Source organism: Clostridium sp. AWRP (genome assembly GCF_004006395.2).
In the GTDB taxonomy this organism is placed as follows: Bacteria; Bacillota; Clostridia; order Clostridiales; family Clostridiaceae; genus Clostridium_B.
The window spans coordinates 3823293-3841608 of the sequence record NZ_CP029758.2 but is presented as its reverse complement, the minus strand read 5'-3'; the positions used below and the strand labels follow the sequence as shown (position 1 = coordinate 3841608).

General features: G+C 29.2%; 19 protein-coding genes. 15 read left to right on the top strand and 4 right to left on the bottom strand.

Annotated elements, in window-relative coordinates; all coding sequences use genetic code 11:
- Window positions 1-14: 14 nt before the first annotated feature.
- From DMR38_RS17885 to DMR38_RS17855, 7 genes are all read left to right on the top strand, one after another.
- The gene (locus DMR38_RS17885) at window positions 15-800 is read left to right on the top strand and encodes a sugar phosphate isomerase/epimerase (protein WP_127724155.1); all 786 of its coding nucleotides are present in this window, start codon (window positions 15-17) and stop codon (window positions 798-800) included.
- 306 nt (window positions 801-1106) lie between these two features.
- Complete coding sequence (tig, locus tag DMR38_RS17880) at window positions 1107-2399, top strand: trigger factor (RefSeq protein ID WP_127722615.1); 1293 nt, start codon at window positions 1107-1109, stop codon at window positions 2397-2399.
- 145 nt (window positions 2400-2544) lie between these two features.
- A complete protein-coding gene (gene clpP / locus DMR38_RS17875; RefSeq protein WP_013240188.1) occupies window positions 2545-3129 on the top strand; it encodes an ATP-dependent Clp endopeptidase proteolytic subunit ClpP in 585 nt (194 codons plus the stop codon).
- 19 nt (window positions 3130-3148) lie between these two features.
- Complete coding sequence (gene clpX, locus DMR38_RS17870; protein WP_127722613.1) at window positions 3149-4438, top strand: ATP-dependent Clp protease ATP-binding subunit ClpX; 1290 nt, start codon at window positions 3149-3151, stop codon at window positions 4436-4438.
- Between the two features lie 105 nt (window positions 4439-4543).
- Window positions 4544-6868, top strand: a complete 2325-nt coding sequence (lon, locus tag DMR38_RS17865; RefSeq protein WP_127722611.1) for an endopeptidase La — start codon at window positions 4544-4546, stop codon at window positions 6866-6868.
- 14 nt (window positions 6869-6882) lie between these two features.
- The gene (gene yihA / locus DMR38_RS17860; protein WP_127722609.1) at window positions 6883-7473 is read left to right on the top strand and encodes a ribosome biogenesis GTP-binding protein YihA/YsxC; all 591 of its coding nucleotides are present in this window, start codon (window positions 6883-6885) and stop codon (window positions 7471-7473) included.
- Between the two features lie 78 nt (window positions 7474-7551).
- Window positions 7552-8253, top strand: a complete 702-nt coding sequence (locus tag DMR38_RS17855) for a CPBP family intramembrane glutamic endopeptidase (RefSeq protein WP_127722607.1) — start codon at window positions 7552-7554, stop codon at window positions 8251-8253.
- A 90-nt stretch (window positions 8254-8343) separates the two neighbouring features.
- Here the strand turns inward: DMR38_RS17855 and DMR38_RS17850 are convergent, their stop codons facing one another.
- Window positions 8344-8721: a hypothetical protein gene (locus DMR38_RS17850; RefSeq protein WP_243124349.1), complete on the bottom strand. Its 378-nt coding sequence runs from the start codon at window positions 8719-8721 to the stop codon at window positions 8344-8346.
- A 232-nt stretch (window positions 8722-8953) separates the two neighbouring features.
- On the opposite strand from DMR38_RS17850, the gene DMR38_RS17845 reads away from it, so the two are divergent.
- Window positions 8954-9907 carry a YafY family protein gene (locus DMR38_RS17845; protein WP_127722605.1) on the top strand — a complete coding sequence of 318 codons (954 nt, stop codon included), beginning with the start codon at window positions 8954-8956 and terminating at the stop codon, window positions 9905-9907.
- A gap of 150 nt (window positions 9908-10057) precedes the next feature.
- Here the strand turns inward: DMR38_RS17845 and DMR38_RS17840 are convergent, their stop codons facing one another.
- Window positions 10058-10999 carry a VCBS repeat-containing protein gene (locus DMR38_RS17840; RefSeq protein ID WP_127722603.1) on the bottom strand — a complete coding sequence of 314 codons (942 nt, stop codon included), beginning with the start codon at window positions 10997-10999 and terminating at the stop codon, window positions 10058-10060.
- 99 nt (window positions 11000-11098) lie between these two features.
- Between DMR38_RS17840 and DMR38_RS17835 the strand changes: the two genes are divergently transcribed.
- On the top strand, window positions 11099-12337 hold the full coding sequence (locus tag DMR38_RS17835) for an extracellular solute-binding protein (RefSeq protein WP_243124347.1): 1239 nt from the start codon (window positions 11099-11101) through the stop codon (window positions 12335-12337).
- A 60-nt stretch (window positions 12338-12397) separates the two neighbouring features.
- Here the strand turns inward: DMR38_RS17835 and DMR38_RS17830 are convergent, their stop codons facing one another.
- Window positions 12398-12820 (bottom strand): Fur family transcriptional regulator, encoded by a 423-nt coding sequence (locus tag DMR38_RS17830; protein WP_127722601.1) that lies wholly within the window; start codon window positions 12818-12820, stop codon window positions 12398-12400.
- Between the two features lie 428 nt (window positions 12821-13248).
- On the opposite strand from DMR38_RS17830, the gene cobC reads away from it, so the two are divergent.
- From cobC to DMR38_RS17800, 6 genes are all read left to right on the top strand, one after another.
- Window positions 13249-13842, top strand: a complete 594-nt coding sequence (gene cobC, locus DMR38_RS17825; RefSeq protein ID WP_127722599.1) for an alpha-ribazole phosphatase — start codon at window positions 13249-13251, stop codon at window positions 13840-13842.
- 54 nt (window positions 13843-13896) lie between these two features.
- A complete protein-coding gene (gene cobS, locus DMR38_RS17820) occupies window positions 13897-14655 on the top strand; it encodes an adenosylcobinamide-GDP ribazoletransferase (RefSeq protein WP_127722597.1) in 759 nt (252 codons plus the stop codon).
- Between the two features lie 33 nt (window positions 14656-14688).
- On the top strand, window positions 14689-15237 hold the full coding sequence (cobU, locus tag DMR38_RS17815) for a bifunctional adenosylcobinamide kinase/adenosylcobinamide-phosphate guanylyltransferase (RefSeq protein WP_127722595.1): 549 nt from the start codon (window positions 14689-14691) through the stop codon (window positions 15235-15237).
- A gap of 30 nt (window positions 15238-15267) precedes the next feature.
- The gene (locus tag DMR38_RS17810) at window positions 15268-16314 is read left to right on the top strand and encodes an FAD:protein FMN transferase (RefSeq protein WP_127722593.1); all 1047 of its coding nucleotides are present in this window, start codon (window positions 15268-15270) and stop codon (window positions 16312-16314) included.
- A 302-nt stretch (window positions 16315-16616) separates the two neighbouring features.
- On the top strand, window positions 16617-16811 hold the full coding sequence (locus DMR38_RS17805) for a DUF1858 domain-containing protein (protein ID WP_127722591.1): 195 nt from the start codon (window positions 16617-16619) through the stop codon (window positions 16809-16811).
- A 73-nt stretch (window positions 16812-16884) separates the two neighbouring features.
- A complete protein-coding gene (locus DMR38_RS17800) occupies window positions 16885-17085 on the top strand; it encodes a DUF1858 domain-containing protein (RefSeq protein WP_127722589.1) in 201 nt (66 codons plus the stop codon).
- A gap of 156 nt (window positions 17086-17241) precedes the next feature.
- On the opposite strand, the gene DMR38_RS17790 is transcribed toward DMR38_RS17800, so the two are convergent.
- Window positions 17242-18150 carry a cation diffusion facilitator family transporter gene (locus tag DMR38_RS17790; RefSeq protein ID WP_127722587.1) on the bottom strand — a complete coding sequence of 303 codons (909 nt, stop codon included), beginning with the start codon at window positions 18148-18150 and terminating at the stop codon, window positions 17242-17244.
- Between the last annotated feature and the right edge of the window lie 166 nt (window positions 18151-18316).

The following is an 18316-nucleotide window of genomic DNA, read 5'->3' as shown; positions in this document are numbered from 1 at the left end:
ATTTTGGAGGGATTATGGATATAGGATTGTCATCAGCTAGCTTTTACCCAAATGTAAATACGGAAAATAGTATAGCTTTGATGAAAAATTTAGGATTTAATTTAGGAGAAATATTTTTAAACAGTATTAGTGAATATAGTGAAAATTTCGGAGACATACTTTTGGAACAGAAATTAAAGAACAATTTTAATATAAATTCTGTTCATGCTTTTTCTTCTTCTTTTGAACCTAATTTATTTGATGAATATAAGAGAAGAAGAAATGACGCATTTTTGCAGTTTAAACAAGTATGTAAACTAGCCAGAAAAGTTGGAGCTAAGTGCTACACGTTTCACGGAATGAAGCATAAAAAACTCTATAATGTAATTAACTATGATCTGGTTTTTGATGTTTATGATAAATTATTATATACAGCAGGAGAAGAAGGTATAAAACTGTGTCAGGAAAATGTATTTTGGTGTATGTCAGGAAATATTGATTTTCTATATACACTTAGAGAAAAATATGAGGATTCTCTATACTTTACACTGGATATAAAGCAAGCCTATAGAGCAGGAAGATTACCTGAAGAATATATAGATATTATGTCAGGAGCTATAGAAAATTTGCATATAAACGATAGAAATTCAATAAGTTCATGTTTGCTTCCAGGTAAAGGTGAGACAAATTATAAGAAGTTATTTTGTAAGCTGCGGGAAGCGAATTATAATAAGGTTGGTATAATTGAAGTGTATAGTGACAATTATAAAGACTATGATGAATTAAAAGTCTCTAAGGATTATATTGAAAAGTGTTTGTAAAAATTAAAAAAAACTATAAACTTTGAGATTTTTGGTATATAATTATAATACCAATTTTAATTCCCAATAATAAGAAATATATATTGTAAAACTATGAATTTAACTTTTACAATATAATTGTTGTATATATACTAAAATATTAGTTGAATTTTATGATGCAATTATATAAAATATCACTATTGAGTTTTATAATTTAAGCAGTAAAGAAAGGCAATACTCACATCATATAGGAATGTTTATAAATATATGGTATAATAGCATAGTTGATATAAGCATGTATAGTAATTAGTAGGAGGAATTTTATAAATGAATGTTAAGAAGGAAAAGATAGAAGAAAATGTTGTAAAATTAGAAATAACTGTAGAAGCAGAGAAATTTAATGAATCCATGAAAAAAGCATTTGCTAAAAATGCGAAAAAGTTTAATATACCTGGATTTAGAAAAGGTAAAGCCCCTATGAATATAATAAAGAAGTATTATGGTGAAGGCGTATTTTATGAAGATGCAATAAATTTTTGCTGTGATGATACATATCCACAAGCCATTAAGGAAAATGATATAAAACCAGTAGATTATCCTGAAATTGATATAGTACAAATAGGAGAAGGAAAGGAATTCATATATACTGCAAAAATAGTTGTACTTCCTGAAGTTAAACTTGGAGAGTATAAGGGATTAGAAGTTAAAAAGAATACATATGACGTAAAAGATGAAGAAGTAGAAGCAGAATTAAAGACAATGCAGCAAAAGAATGCTAGAATAGAAACCAAAGAAAGTGGAAGTATAGAAAAGGGAAATATAGCAGTAATAGATTTTAATGGATTTGTAGATGACAAAGAGTTTGAAGGTGGAGCAGGAAAGGATTATCAGTTAGAAATCGGATCTGGTACTTTCATAGATAACTTTGAAGATCAGCTAATTGGACTTAAGGCTGGTGATTCAAAAGATGTTCATGTTACATTCCCTAAGGAATATGGAAGAGAAGAGCTAAATGGTAAAGAAGCTGTATTTAAAGTTACTGTTAAAGAAATAAAAATTAAAGAACTACCTGAATTAGATGATGAATTTGCTAAAGATATATCAGAATTTGATACTTTAGATAAAGTTAAAGAAGATATAAAGAATAAGAAAAAAGAAGCAAATGAACTTAGAACTAAAAGAGAATTTGAAGAAGCTGTTTTAGATAAAGTTTGCTCAAATGCAGAAATCAACATACCAGAAGTTATGATAAAAAAAGAAGTAGACACTATGCTTAAAGATTTAGAGTTGAGATTAAAATATCAGGGATTAGATCTTAAGACATATTATCAATATACAAATAATACTGAAGAAAAAGTAAGAGAATATATGAAAGAATCAGCAGAAAAAAGAGTAAGAACAGATTTAGTAATTGGTGAAATAGCAAAAGTAGAAAAGATAGAAGCAACTGATGATGAACTTATGGAAAGAGCAAAAGAAATGGCTGCACAATATGGCAATAAAGAAGCAGAAAAAACTGCAAAAATAATTTTTAATAATCAAAAATCATATTTAGAAACAGATGTAGTTAATGAAAAAGTTGTAAAAATGTTAGTAGATAGTAGTAAAGCAACAGCATAAATTGTCTTTAAATTAATTGCCAGGAGCTTTTCTGGCAATTAATTTAAAATAAAAAAGTTCAAAGGGTTCATCCTTATAAATTGATATAAATTAATTTTAATATATATTAATTGCCTTAAATGGTTATATAAGAGGAGGAGAGTTTATGAGTTTAGTACCAGTAGTTGTAGAACAAACAAGTAGAGGGGAAAGGTCTTATGATATTTATTCTAGGCTTTTAAAAGATAGAATAGTAATGCTGAGTGAAGAGGTTAATGATGTTTCAGCTAGTCTGGTAGTAGCACAGCTGTTATTTCTAGAAGCTGAAGACCCTGACAAAGATATATATCTTTATATAAACAGTCCAGGTGGATCAATAACCTCAGGAATGGCAATTTATGATACAATGCAGTATATAAAGTCAGATGTGTCCACTATATGCATAGGTATGGGAGCTTCCATGGGTGCATTTTTGCTTACAGCTGGTGCAAAGGGAAAAAGATTTGCACTTCCAAATGCGGAGATAATGATACACCAACCACTTGGAGGATTCCAGGGTCAGGCAACTGATATTGGAATTCATGCAAAAAGAATATTAGACATAAAGAAAAAGTTAAATACTATAATAAGTGAAAGAACAGGGCAGCCCCTTGAAAAAGTTGAAAAAGACACTGAGAGAGATAACTTTATGACAGCAGAAGAAGCAAAAGAATACGGATTGATAGATGAAGTTATTACCAAAAAGAAATAACCTTTAGTGAGGTGTGGAAATGGCCAAAAATGATGATAAAAAACAACTTAAATGCTCATTCTGCGGTAAAACACAAGATCAAGTTAGAAGATTAATTGCAGGACCAGGTGTATATATCTGTGATGAATGTATAGAATTATGTTCTGAGATAATAAGTGATGAATTTGAAGAAGATGTTCAAATAGATATGACTTCTATACCTAAACCTGTAGAAATAAAAAATTACCTTGATCAATATGTAATAGGTCAGGAAGATGCAAAAAAATCACTGTCTGTAGCAGTGTATAATCATTATAAGAGAATAAATTCAAATAATCAAAATGATGATGTGGAACTTCAAAAAAGTAATATATTATTACTTGGTCCTACAGGATCAGGAAAAACATTGTTAGCTCAAACTTTAGCAAAATTCTTAAATGTACCTTTTGCTATAGCAGATGCTACTACTTTAACAGAAGCTGGCTACGTAGGTGAAGATGTAGAAAATATATTGTTAAAGCTTATACAAAATGCAGACTACGATATAGAAAGAGCTGAACATGGAATAGTATATATAGATGAGATAGATAAAATAGCAAGAAAATCAGAAAATCCATCTATAACAAGGGATGTCTCAGGAGAAGGAGTACAACAGGCACTGTTAAAGATATTAGAAGGTACAGTAGCTTCAGTACCACCTCAGGGTGGTAGAAAGCATCCGCATCAAGAATTTATTCAAATAAATACTACAAATATATTATTTATATGCGGTGGAGCTTTTGATGGTATAGACAATATAATAGAACGTAGAACTAGAGTAAGCACTTTAGGATTTGGTGCAGAAATACAATCTAAAAAGGAAAAAGACATAGGAAAACTTTTAAAAGATATAATGCCTGGAGATCTTCTAAAGTTTGGACTTATACCAGAATTTGTAGGTAGAATTCCTATTATAGTAACACTAGAGGCACTAGACAGGAGTGCTCTTGTAAGAATATTGAAGGAACCTAAAAATGCACTAGTTAAACAGTATAAAAAGCTCTTTGAATTTGATGATGTAGAACTTGAATTTAAGGAAGATGCACTGGAAGCTATATCAGATGAAGCATTAAAGAGAAATACAGGAGCTAGAGGTCTTAGAGCTATTATAGAGGAAACTATGAAGGATGTAATGTTTGATATACCTTCAAAAGAGGAAATAGCTAAAGTAATAATTGATAAGAATGCAGTGGAGACAAAGAATCCAGAACTTATAGAGGCAGAGGATGGAAAGAGGACGCCTATTAAATTAAAAAAGTCAAGAACACGAAAGGGTCCTGAAACTGCATAGGTTATTAAAAAGAGAGTACTGGTTTCGGTACTCTCTTTTAAGCAATAGTTAAGTATATAAAACGCTGATATATGAATTTAAACTATTTAAAGTGAGGAGAGAAAGATGGATAAAAACTTAAAAGTTCTTCCTCTAATTCCATTGAGGGGTATTACTGTATTTCCATACATGGTTTTACATTTTGATGTAGGTAGGAAAAAGTCTGTACTTGCACTAGAAGAAGCTATGCTTGCAGATCAAAAAATATTTTTAACCGCTCAAAAAGAAGCTAAAATTGAAGAACCAGAAGAAGAAGATATATTTGAAACAGGTACTATTTGTAATATAAAACAAATATTGAAACTACCAGGAGATACAGTTAGAGTACTTGTAGAAGGTGAAACAAGGGCAATATTAAAAGAGTTTATGAGTAAAGATCCTTTTTTTAAAGTAGAAGTGGAGATTTTGGAAGATGAAGAAGAAGATGACGACAATAAAAATTGTGAAGCCTTAGCACGTACTATTAAAGATAAATTTGATGAATACATAAAATTATCTGGAAATATACCAGTAGAAACTATAATAACCCTAGATGAATTAAATAATTGGGGAAGATTAGCTGATACTGTAAGTTCATATTTAATGCTAAAACAAGAAAAGAGACAGGAAATTCTGGAATGCTATGATATAGAAGAAAGGCTTAAAAAACTTTTAGGTGTACTTGTAAATGAAATAGAAATTTTAAAATTAGAAAGAAAAATAGGAGTAAAAGTAAAAAATAAGATAGATAAAGTTCAAAAGGAATATTATTTAAAGGAACAACTAAAGGCAATACAAGAAGAACTTGGGGAAGATGACGAAGATAAAAAAGAAATGAAAAGGTATAAAAATAAAATAAGTAAGGCAAAACTTCCTAAAGATGTTAAAGATAAGGCATTGTATGAATTAGATAGATTGAAAAATACAGGAACCTATTCTGCAGAAGGAGGAGTAATAAGGACTTATTTGGATTGGATACTTGATTTACCTTGGAATGTCCAAACTAAAGATAATTTAGAGATAAAGTCTGTTAGAGAAATACTTGAAAAAGAGCATTATGGATTAAAAGATGTTAAAGATAGAATAATTGAATATCTAGCAGCCAAAAAAATGAGTAAATCACTTAAAGGTCCAATACTATGTCTTGTAGGACCTCCTGGAGTTGGAAAAACTTCTATTGCAAAGTCTATAGCTCATGCCTTAAATAGAAATTTTGTAAGGATGTCCCTTGGAGGAGTAAGGGATGAAGCTGAGATAAGAGGACATAGGAAGACCTATGTAGGGGCTATTCCAGGAAGAATAATATATGGAATGAAACAGGCTAAATCTAAAAATCCACTATTTTTATTGGATGAAATAGATAAGATGAGTGGAGACTTTAGAGGAGATCCTGCAGATGCTCTTCTGGAAGTGTTGGATAGTGAGCAAAACAGTACATTTAGAGATCATTACCTTGAGTTAGATTTTGATTTGTCAAATGTAATGTTCATAACTACTGCAAATACACTTGAAACTGTTCCAAGACCACTTTTTGATAGAATGGAAGTAATCGAGGTATCTGGGTATACTAGTGAAGAAAAACTCCATATATGTAAAGAACATCTTATACCTAAAGAGCTGGAACAAAATGGAGTAGTGGATAATAAAATTATTTTTTCAGATTCAGCTATATACAAGTTAATAGACAATTATACTAGAGAATCAGGAGTTAGGAGTCTTGAGAGGAGAGTTGCATCCATTATAAGAAAGGCAATAGCAGAAATTATGGAAAAGGGCAAAAAAAATATAAATGTTACTGTAACTAAAGTAAAATCTTACCTTGGACCTGAAATATTTACTTATGATAAGGTAGATAAGGAAGATAAAGTGGGAGTAGTTACAGGAATGGCATGGACAGGATACGGAGGAGATACCCTTCCTATAGAAGTAAGCGTAATGCCTGGAAATGGTAAGCTGCAATTAACAGGCCAGCTTGGTGATGTGATGAAAGAATCAGCTAAAACCGGGTACAGTTATATAAGGGCCAATTCCCATAAGTACGGAATAGAAAGTGGCTTTTATAAAAACTATGATTTGCATATACACGTTCCAGAAGGTGCAGTACCAAAAGATGGACCTTCTGCGGGAGTTACTATGGTTACTGCAATGATATCTGCACTTAACAAAAATAAGGTAAAACACAATGTAGCTATGACTGGTGAGATAACATTAACGGGAAGGGTTCTTCCTATAGGTGGATTAAAGGAAAAGAGTCTTGCAGCGTATAGGGCAGGTATAGATACGGTTATAATACCTATGGAAAATGAAAAAGACCTTTTGAAAATTCCTAGGACAGTTAAAAGCAAATTGAAATATGTACTTGCAGATAATATAGATACTGTACTTGAAAATGCAATCTTAAGAGATAATTAAGAGGGGTATCATTTATGGAAATAAAACAGTCAGAATTTATAATTTCAGCAGTAAACCCTAGGCAATATCCTGTGGATAACAGAGTAGAAGTAGCTTTTGTGGGTAGATCTAATGTAGGAAAGTCTTCACTTATAAATACGTTAACAAATAGAAAAAAGCTAGTTAAGGTTAGTGCTACACCTGGGAAGACCAGGCAAATAAATTTTTTCTTAATAAATAATGACTTTTATCTTGTAGATTTGCCTGGATATGGTTATGCAAAAGTTTCAAAGAAAGAAAAGGAAAGTTGGGGAAACATAATAGAAAAGTATTTAAATGCTAGACAGCAATTAAAAAAGATAGTGCTTATTTTAGATTGCAGGCATAAACCAACAGCTGATGACATAACTATGTATAAGTGGATTAAGCACTATAATTATGATATTGCTATTGTAGCTACTAAAATTGATAAAGTGTCTAAGAACCAACTGTCTAAGAATTTAAAAATTATAAGAGATACTTTAGAAATGAGTGGGGAAGATGCAATCTTAACTTTCTCTGCATTAAATAAACAAGGAAAAGAGAAAATTTTAGAGGTTTTGGAGTCTACAGTAAATTCCTATTAAAGGGTAAAACATTAGTGCAGGATTCATAGGATGAATTTTAAGTTAAGGCAAGCAAATAATAGCAAGGAGAAATTAGTCATGTTTAAATTGGATATTATAAAGGATGTCCTTGTATTTTCAATTGTATATGTACCACCATTTTTAGTGTTTTCAAAGTTTTGGAGGGATAAAAAGAAGAGTAATTTACTATTAGTGTTAATTGGAATAGCTTATATGGTTACTTGTATATTTACGGAAAATTTTATACCTTTTATATTTGTACTTTTAAATATAAGATATTTAAGACATAGGGATGGACCATATGAATTTGATATAAGAAAATTTAGATTTTTTAAAGCTTTAGCAGCAGTGGTGGTATTTTATGTGATAACTATAGGTATATCTATAACTGAAACTATTATACTTTCTAATTTTAGAGTTGAATTAAAACAGCAAGATATAGTTACACATATGGCTAATATGTCCTTAAATAAGTTTTTGATAATGATACCTGTAGTCATAATATTTGCACCTATACTTGAGGAATTTGTATTTAGATGGCTTTTATTTAAAAAAATATTTACTAAGAGAATGGGAGTATATCTGGCTGCAATTTTAAGTAGCTTAATATTTGCAGTAATTCATTTTAGTTTAAATGCATTCCCTATAATATTATGGATTGGAATTTATAATTGCTATTTAATAAATAAAAAGGGATATTGGTATGCAGTGTTTAATCATTGTGCATTTAATTCAGTAACAGTGGCAGCACTTTTACTGCAAAAACTTAATATGATGTAATAATTAAAAAGGGAGTGTTCAAAGCAATTTAAAAAATTGCTATTGTAACACTTCCTTTTTGAAGGCGATAATTAAAAAAATGTAATTTAATTATTTTTTGTTATTATTGGAATTCATAAAACTATTTAATATTTTAGCTGCATCTGGAGAATTTTGAAGTTGTCTTACTGCATCTAATATCTCGTTTTTTCCACTGCTATTGTCTTCAGTTTGTGATAATCTCTTTTCTAATTCTGCAAGTTGAGAGTTTATATTGGATTGATTAAACTCAGGCACATTATTTTTCTTGGAAATATCCCCTAAATTTAGATTGCTCAACATTGCTCCCAATTGGTCATTGGAAGAGTTTCTGGAGTTACCACCTAGAGCAGATATTATTGAGACAAGTTGAGTTATATCTATATTATTTAGAATATCACCTAAATTGAAACCAGTATTGTAATTTTTGCGATGGTGTTTTGACATCATATTCACCCCTTATTTTTAAGTAAATAGATTTGTATTTATTTAAATTAAACATAATTAATTTATAATATATATTATTCAAAGGCAAAAAATTTGATACTAAAATTAAAGTTTATACCTAAAATTCTAGATTAAACTAGAACAAGTTTAATTTAGAATAAAGTTTTACTAAAAAGTTTATAAAAAGTAACGATATAAATTATTATAAATACTAAATATATTGGGGGTAAGGACTATGTCTAAAATTTCTAATTTATTAGAAATTATAATAATGCTGCAATATAAAGGGTTAACTACTGCATCAGAATTGTCTGAAATTTTGGAAGTGGATAAGAAAACTATATATAGATATATAAGAAATTTAAATGAAGCAAGTGTACCTATATATACAAGAAAAGGAAGAAATGGTGGATTTTATATAGACCAAAATTTTTATATAAAACCTTCCAACTTAAGTGAAAATGAACTGGAAGCTCTTCTTATGGCGGAGGAAATACTTACATCAAAAAATGGTTTTGTGTATGAGAAGGATTTAAAAAATGCCATTTTTAAAATAAAAAGCGTAAATGTAAATAAAAATGAGGATTTAAGTAAAATAAATAGTAATAAGAATTTTTCGATAAATTATGTGGGAAATATGGAAAATCTAGAAGATAAGATATCTAAGATAAATTATTCTATGAGTAGGGGGAGAAGTTTAAGCATAAATTATTTTTCAGTAAATAAAAATAATTTAACTATGAGAAAAATAGATCCATACGATTTGATATTTAAAGAAGGGGATTGGTATATAATAGGCTATTGCCACATGAAAGGTGATATACGCAGCTTTAAACTAAATAGAGTAAAAAATTTGAAAATTAGTAAAGATATATATATGAAACCTCATACATTTTCACTAAAAGAATATTTGGACAAGAACTGGGGTATATTTAGGGGAGATAAAATAAAGGTAGTAATAAAATTTAGCGAGCAGGAAGCTGCTTTTATAAAAGATACTACATGGCATATACATCAGCATATAGACCAGTTTGAAGATGGAAGTATACTTTTTACTATATACTTGAATGAATTGGAGGATGTTAAAAAATGGGTACTGAGTTTTGGAAAAGATGCGGAGGTAATTGAACCTGTAGAACTTAGAAAGGATATAAAGAGAGAATTAGAAGAATTGTATAAAAGATATTAGAAATTTCAATTTTTATGAATAATTTGTTTAGAATGGGACATTATAATAAATGTAATTAGGAGATTTAAATCTCCTAGCATCAAGTAATAAAAATGTTATTTGATGTAATAACCCCCCATCCCCCTTGGGACCGCGTGAACGGTCCCTTTTTTATTTAGACCTATACATAGATGCAATTTTAAAGTGATATTTTTTTTCACTACTTTTATCAGGTAGGAGAGCTAAATTTAGAGTATAGTTTTTTACTATGTTGGTATCTGTGTTAGAGATGGCTTTAAAATTTAATGTCCAGGATAACTCAGAAGTATTTCCATTTGCATCACATTTATTTTCCATGAACAGTGCATCCTGAAATACATAGGAATTGTTTTCACCGGACATGTTACCTATTAGAGACATATTTTCACTGGATATATTAGAATAAAATATATCTTTAGGTTTGTAGGATTCACTTTGAGGAAGTCCCTGGATTAATTTAATAAATGTGCATATAGTATCGTTTCCCATAAAAGTATTGTCATTCTCATAATTATAATTTTTAAATTTATAGTTTAAAAAAATGTAATTTGAAAGTGTCATGTTGTCTTCTTGAAATTTACCAGATATTACTTTTGGTGTCTTGTTGTTTTTACAGTCTATAAATCCTAATATGTTGTTATAATTTGAAAATATATTATCAAATTTGTTATTATTGAATGTAAAAACACGTTGAACTGGTTTATTTGCAATGGAACCTTGTACAAATATTTCAGGAATCTTATTTCTGGATACATCCATAAGAATTACTCTAATGGGCCAATAAGGAGAATAATTTTCAATTATAGGGGAATTTCTATCTGTTTGAAAATTAAAGGACTTATCTCCAATTATTACTTTCATTGAATATTTACTTTTATTACGCACAATAGATAATATGTCTTCTTTTCCATCACCATTAAAATCTGCTTTTATCTTTTTATTATTTGAAATAGTGTTAAATGAAGGAGAAGAACCTCTAGATACCATAAAAATTATGACTGCTAATATAAATATCAATGATAATATAGAAAAGTAGATGTATTTTTTCTTTAGAAATATTATCCTAAATTTCATAAATTTCACCTCCACTTAATTATATGAATGTATTATATATTTAATTATTATGTACAAAATAAATTTATAGAAAAGGGGCTTAAATTATATTTAAAGGAGATGATAGAATTTATGCTCAAAAATAAGACAATTACATTTTTATTAATGATAATATTGTTATTTAATTTATCTGCATGTGGGAAAAATACAGAAACACTCAAAAAAAATAGACAGATAAATATATATGTAGGTGTAAAGGATAAAGAATCTTTAAATATAATAAAATTTTTAACAGACGAATATAAAAAGAAAAATCCTAAAGTAAAGGTAAACATAAATAATGCTATAGGAGAAAAAGTGGATGAAAATGTAAGCGAATCCAGTGATATAGATATCGTAATTGCTTCAAGAAATGACATGTTAAAGTTAGTTAGAAAAGGACTTTTAGCGGATATGGGAAATACGTATGAACAAAATAAATTAGCTGATAAATATTATACTTCAGTAAAATCTTACGGTAGATTTAATGATAGATATTATGGAATTACTGTAATGCCTTATACTATAGAGATACTCTGTAATAAAAGTGCCTTCGATAAGTTAGGACTAAAAATACCAAATAATATAGATGAATTTAATGCTTCTTTGAAGACAATGAACGCTACATCAATAAGAGTACCTGTAGTTCTTAATGAAGGAATGGATATTAATAATACTTTATTTTCTATCATATCAAGCAATACAATTACTATGAAGAAACTTGAAAATATATATGACAGCGGACCTTCTGCATACAAAAAGTTAACTGAGGTTCAAAAAAGTTTCGATTTGTTAAATGATCTCGTAAAAAATGGATCTATAAACAAGGATACTTTTGAAATAGGAAATGAATCAAGTTTAAAAAAGTTTGATAAAGGAGACATTCCAGTAATAATAGCATCTTCATATTATGTGAACAATCTAAAAAGCAAAAATATAAAATGCTTTGAGTATTATAGTCCAAATTCTAAAAGTCAGTTAAAAGTTCCAATTATGGCAGATGCTATAATGAGTGTTCTTATAAGTAGTAAGAACACAGAAGAGACAAACGAATTTATAAGGTTTGCGTTTGGAAAAGATGCTCAAAAAAAGTTAAGTGACAAAGGTTTTGTAACAGGATTTAAAAACTCAGACATTTCGAAAGATGGTATAAAGAAGTGCGTGATAACTCATTTAGAAAACATGACGGAAGATAATATAGCATTTATATATAATGTACCCGAAAGCTTTAAAAATAATATATCAAGCAAGGTTGACAGTATACTTTCTGGAAAATACACTAAAAATGAATGGAATGAAGTAGTAGATGAATCCTCTTAAAAATAGGCAGTTATCTTAATTATAATAGATAACTGCCTTAGTTTTTGCTGCATACAAGCATTATTCTTTAGAGTTTTTTTGACAGTCTTTACATATGCCGTAAAAATAAACCTGATTACTCAATACTTGGTAGTCAACACAATCTTTAATTTTATCATTTAAATTAGAAAAACAAATTCCTTCTACGTCATCTACTTTCTCACAAACTATACACTGTATATGAGAATGAGGATTAACATTTCCATCATATCTAAAGTTACCTTCCCCTATATTGATTTCCTGTACTAAATTTACGTCAACTAAAGTTTTTAAAGCTTTATAAACAGTTGCTAGGCTCATAGTAGGGTATTCTGGCTGAAGGGCTTTATATATGGTTTCAGCCGAAGGATGTTTCTTGGTAGATTGTAAATATTTATATACAGCAATACGCTGTGGGGTAAGTTTTAGCTTTTTTTCTCTAAAAATAGAAGTTAAATTATCCATATGCACCATCCTTATTTTATAATCAATTCTACTATATAATAAAAGTTATTAGTTGTCAAAATTAAATTTAAGGTAATTATTGTTATGAATGCTATATACTTATATTTATTAAAATAACATGTATATACTTGTTAATAAATATACAATATGTAACTGTAAGAAATGGATTATAAATTAATAAAAAGTTATAAAATATATATTATTTTATTATGAAAAACTTGATTATTAGAAAAATTGTGGTATTATTAACTTGTAAAAGTTAATAAATTAACATACTTTATACCTAATTCTCATTTAAAATAAGAGCGGAAATTTTCGCCCTTATTTTTTTACATTTATCTTTAGAATTTGTATATTTTATTCAAATATTATATAATAACTAAAGTAAGTTAGCATGTATTGTTAGCTTATGCAGGAGGATAAAAGTTATGAATATTTACTTTGTAAGACATGGACAAACAAACGAAAATAATAATAAATATTATTACGGAAGGCTTGACGTATCTTTAAATGAAAAGGGTTTAAGTCAAGCAGAACAGACAAAAAAACTTTTAAGCAATATAGAATTTGATGATGTTTATGTAAGTGACAGAAAACGAGCATCTCAGACGGCTAAGATAATTTTAGAAGGTAATTCTAAGGAGATTGTTATAGATGAAAGATTGAATGAGATGAATCTTGGAAAGTTTGAAGGTAAAAATTACAAAGAAATAATGAAACTTTACCCTGAAGAATGGAAAAAGTGGAGTGACGATTGGAAAAGTGTGTCACCACCTGAAGGAGAAAGTTACATTGAATTTTATTCTAGAGTAAAAAGCTTTATGGATGATATTTTAAAGTTAAACAGGGATAACGTTTTAATAGTTACTCACAGTGGTGTTATAAGATCAGTTTATTGTTATGTCTTAAATGGTATACTGGATTTTTTCTGGAAATTTGCTTCAAAAAATGGAGATGTTACTCTAGTTAAGTATGAATATAGTAATTTATTTATAGATAGTATTACCCATGTTAATACATAATATTGATTACAATTTTATTTAAATATACTATAGATTATACTAGGGGGAATTACTTTGAAGAATTTAATAAATGACTTTTTTTTAATGGTTCAATTTATGACTAGAATTCCAATTAATAAAAGCTTCTCTTGTGAACAAGAAAATTTTAGGAGAGGCACTGTCTTTATGCCAGTCATAGGATTATTGGTGGGGGGGATTCAATGGATAGTGTACAAACTATGTATAATGGTACTCCCTGTAAATGTAAGTGTAGCTATTATACTTTTACTTGGCATAATGCTTACGGGTGCACTACATTTAGATGGACTAGGAGATATGAGTGATGGTTTTTTTGCATTTAAAGGTAATGACAAAATTATAGAGATAATGAAAGACAGCAGAATAGGAAGTTATGCTTGTGCTACTATAGTTATGGATATAATATTAAAATACAGTCTTCTTTGTTCTATAGTGCCTAGGTTTTCTTTTATAATAGTAGCTGCACCTGTTATAGGTAGATTTTCAATAGTATTTATAGCTTTTATAGGCAAAACGGCTAAGAAAACAGGAACAGGAAATTTCTTTATAGGCAACATAGGAAAGTTACAGATGTTTTTAGCACTTGTTGTAACTATCGCTATTTTACTTTGTGGTATGAATCCCAAATATGTTGCTATAATGATACCTGCTGCTTTGATTATGGCACTTTTAATAAATGTATTTTGCAACAAAAAAATTGGAGGCCTTACGGGAGACTTATTTGGGGCAGATAATGAAATGGTAGAAATACTTACTATGCTTATAGCTGCAGTTATACTTACTAAGCTATTATAAACAGAGTTATTATCATATGATGGAGGATAAAATATGGGAAAGATAACTTTAATAACAGGTGGCAGTAGAAGTGGAAAAAGTACCTTTGCAGAAAAAATTCTTGAAAGGAGAGATGACGTACTTTATATAGCAACTGCTGTAGTTACGGACAGTGAAATGGAAAAGAGGATCGAAAAGCATAAACTGAGAAGAAATCAGAAATGGAAAACTTATGAGGGCTTCACTAAATTAGACAAGGCTATAGAAAAATCCAGCAGTAAGTACATAATGTTAGAATGTATAGGAACGATGGTAACTAATATAATTTTTGAAAAAAACTATGACTTTGACAATATTACATCTGAAGACATAGAAAATTTAGAAAAGGATATAATTAAGGAAGTAGATAATATAATATCTTCTGTAAAACATAGTGACAAGCATATTTTAATTGTTACTAATGAAGTGGGATATAGTGTGGTATCTGAGTATAAGCTCAGTAGAATATTTGTAGATATTTTGGGAAGAGTGAATCAGTTTATAGCTCGCTTTAGTGATGAGGTATATATGGTAGCTTGTGGTTTACCTATAAAGCTAAAGTAAATAATTTTTTATTTAGAAAGGTTAAATGATATGAAATATAATAGAAAACTAAATCTATTTCTAATTATCATAATTATAGTTTCTATAATTCCTTTAACTTCTTGTGTAAAAGACAATGTGCAACCTGTTTCAAAAACTGAATATATGCTTGGTACTATATGTACTATAACTGTATATGACAGTAAGCCTGAATCAGTTATAGACAAAGCTTTTGCCAGAATTAAAGAAATTGAAAATAAGATGAGTGTAAATAAACCTGGTACAGAATTAGATGCAGTGGCAGATGCTGCAGGCAAGAATTTTGTAAAAGTATCGAAGGATACATTTTATGTTTTAAAAAAGGGAAAATACTATTCGGAGCAGTCCTCAGGGGCTTTTGATATAACAGTTGGACCTTTAGTTAAACTATGGGGAATAGGAACAGATAACGCTAGACTTCCTTCTCAAAGCGAAATAAATGAAAAAAAATCACTTATCAATTATAAAGATCTACTATTAGATGAAAAGAATAGTAAGGTAATGCTAAAAAGGCAGGGTATGTCTTTGGACCTAGGTGGAATTGCAAAGGGATATTCTGCAGATGAGGCTGCAAGAATACTAAAGGAAAATGGGGTTAAACACGCTATTGTAAATCTGGGAGGAAATATTTTAGCTATAAATACTAATACTAATGGAAAACCATGGAATATAGGAGTACAAGATCCTTTTAAAACAAGAGGAGATCCTGCTGGAGGCTTAAATGTTACAAATAAAACTGTAGTAACTTCAGGCATATATGAAAGGTACTTCGAAAAAAATGGGAAAAAATATCACCATATATTAAATCCCTTTACAGGATATCCTATGGATAATAATTTAGCTAGTGTTACTTTGGTCACAGATGTTTCCATAGATGCCGATGCCATGACTAAAAATATATTTTATCTAGGAGTGGATAAGGGAATGGATTATGTGAACAAAAAAAATGGATTGCAGGCTATATTTATTACAAAGGACAAAAAAGTTTATATCACAGATGGATTAAAAGGTAATTTCCAAATTACTAATTCGAGTTTTAAGCTTATGGATAAAAAGTAACTTTATACATGAATGACATGAAAAGGGTAGAAGTAGTATATAATTGATGCACATTATGATATGAAACTGGTAATTTACAATTTGCGAAATGTGAAACAATAAATAGCAGATAATTATATATAAAACTTGATATATGACAAGTTTAGTAGTATTATGATGGTGACAATGTCTATTAGGTAATAATGTACTTAAATAATAAGTACAGACTTGAATTTTATATTGATAAAGATTTTAGTATAAGGTAGTTTGCTGTATAAAATATATTTAATGTAATTATAATAATGTAGGTGGAGGTATTTAATATGTCTGAAATAACTAAGAGTATGACTATAGCTGAAATTATTAAAATGAATCCCAAAAATGCAGAAAGATTGATGACTTTTGGAATGGAATGTGTGACTTGTGGTGAATCTCAAGGAGAGACATTAGAAGAAGCTGCAAAAGTACATGGATTAAATGCAGATAATTTAGTAAGAGCATTAAATGCACTATCTTAGAATTAGAATTTGTTAACAAAAAGTATATTAAAAATTAAATGAATATATAAATTAAAAAGTGAGGTTGAAAATTATGGCAAAGATATCTAAAGATACAACTATAGGTGAAATAGTAAAAATGAAGCCAGCATATGCTGAAACATTGATGAATTTCGGAATGGGATGCATAGGCTGTCCTGCATCTTTAGCAGAAACAGTTGAAGAAGCTGCTGCAGTACATGGTATTGATATTAACAGTTTGGTTAAAGCTTTAAATGAAGTAGAAGATAAATAATCAATGAATCTTACTTAGTGGGAGTTTTTTATCCCACTAAGTTTAGATGAATTATCTAGGGGCGTAGCTACTGTTATCTCCCACTTTGATAGAAGTGGGAGTGTTACAGTAGGTAGCCATCAGATAAAAAACATTAAAATAGATAGGATGAAAATCCTATCTATTTTTGCATTTTGTTGTATCAGCAAATCTACAGCTAGTACATTTGTCGTCACAGGATTCCAGATGAATCATTACTTCCGTATTCTGAAGTGAGTGACTCATTTCATTTTCTATGTCATCACACAATTTATGGGCAACCTTTATATGCATATCTTCAGGAAATACTAAATGAACATCTACATATCTTTTATTTCCAGATTTCCTGGTTCTTAATCGGTGAAAACTGCAATATCCGGCACTGTATTTAGATATACAATCTTTTACAATGCTGATTTCCTTATCAGATAATTTTACATCTACTAATGGATTAAAAGCTTTTTTTAACAGACATAGGGCTTCCTTTAAAATAAATAAAGCTACAACTACGGCTATTACAGGATCTAGAAAATTCAGTTTTGTAATCCATATTAGAAAAAGCCCTACGCCAACGCCAAGGGAAGTATATACATCTGTTTTAAGATGAAGGGCATCTGCTTCTAAAGCAATAGAGTCAGTTTTTTTAGCTACTTTATATAATCTTTTGGATACTAAAAAGTTTATTGCAGCAGAAAAAAACATAACAAAGAATCCCAGACTGGATGAGGATACTTCTCCTCCACTTACTATCTTTTTTATAGCTTCTACTATTATCCATATAGATGCAGCAAATATAAGCAGTGCTTCGATTACACCAGATACATTTTCGAATTTACCGTGCCCGTAAGGATGCTCTGCATCTGCAGGCTTGGATGATATTTTAACAGAAAAAAACGATATTATAGCTGCAATTAAATCCATAGTTGAATGTATGGCTTCTGATAGGATACTAACTGATCCCGTAATTATGCCAACTATTAATTTCATAGTTATTAAACATGCATTAGAAATTATAGAAAGTCTTGCTGTCTTTACTTTTTCATCCATTTAAAAAACATCTCCCCTAAAATTTAGTAGTTATCAAGTGATAAGAACTAATACATATTATAATAGGACAAAAATCATTATAAGTCAATAAAAAATCACCTTCGATATGTATTCTCAATTGATAAAGAAAATTCACTTCAATACAAACTAAATGATAGGAAAATAA